We start from the raw sequence: 1,094 nt of genomic DNA, 5'->3' as shown, positions 1-1,094 counted from the left end.
GCGATGCCACTCTCTTCCAGGGCGAGATCCACAAGGGGCTCTGTTCCTGCACGGTACAGTCTGGGGTTGTTTTCGCCATACTCCCTGAAGGCCAGATCCACCAGGTTGCTTATGATTTGCCGGGTGTCACCGGGATTACAGGGCTGACCGGTGCCGGTATCCACGCACAGTGCGCAGAGTACAGATACCATGAAGTTCTTTTCCGGGGTGGCGGGTTTTTTAGCACCGTACATCACATCAAACAGGTTACGGGTGTGTTCCGGATCATTGCTCAGAATGATCCCCACGGCTTCGTCCTTTCTCTGCTCCGGCAGGCTGTCACGGATAAGCTGTACCAGTCCCTGTGCACTGAATCCCTTGTCGATATAGGCAATGAAAGGCAGGTTCTTCTGGGCTGAGGCTATCTGGATCTCCGACAGTGCGTTGATGAGTACCGATTTGCCCAGACCGGGTGCGCCGGGCGTCAGTTCCGTGTGCTTGTTCTGTTGTGACGATGCCAGCGCGACCTCCCATGCAGAGCCGTCTTCGGTGTGCATCATCAGATTTCCCTGTCCCCGCCAGACAGAGCCGGCCCTGTTCAGGGGAAACAGGGAAAGGGCGTGTGAAAGGGGCGGGTAAAGGGGGACTGGACCGGAACCGTGGGAGGCCGCCAGAACCGTGTTCACCCAGGCACGTCTCGGATCACCGAAGGTGGTGGTGGTGCCGCATACTCCCCAGCCTTCCAGCGCAGATTTCAGGAGAGCCTGGTTGCGGGTACAGACTTCCCGGCTGTTTCCCCATGTGGTGGCAACAATGGTCATGATACAGACCGGATCATGTTTGTTGATGTCATTCAGCATCATCACCGAGTCATACATGGGCCGGAGAGGGGAAATAAAGCTGCTGTAGGTCAGCAGGGTTTTCTTGACCCCAAGCGCCTTCATGCCGCCGGGCATCAGATCCATCCGGATACGCCAGGGGATTGCGCGGGGCACATCCCTGACCAGCTGGTTGAATGTCCGCAGATTCTGGGGTGGCAGGGTAATGGCGACCATACCGTGCCAGAGGTCACCGGCCTTTATCAGGCTGCCGTGTGTTTCAGGCTGTGTGGTGAA

General features: G+C 57.6%; 1 pseudogene. It reads right to left on the bottom strand.

Annotated features, from left to right (window positions below):
- Positions 1–1,094: pseudogene (locus E0D98_RS24610) on the bottom strand (ATP-binding protein); the annotation flags it as partial.

It is taken from the genome of Escherichia sp. KCJ4928 (assembly GCF_004352695.1).
In the GTDB taxonomy this organism is placed as follows: Bacteria; Pseudomonadota; Gammaproteobacteria; order Enterobacterales; family Enterobacteriaceae; genus ECMA0423.
This window is presented reverse-complemented; position numbering and strand designations above follow the sequence as displayed.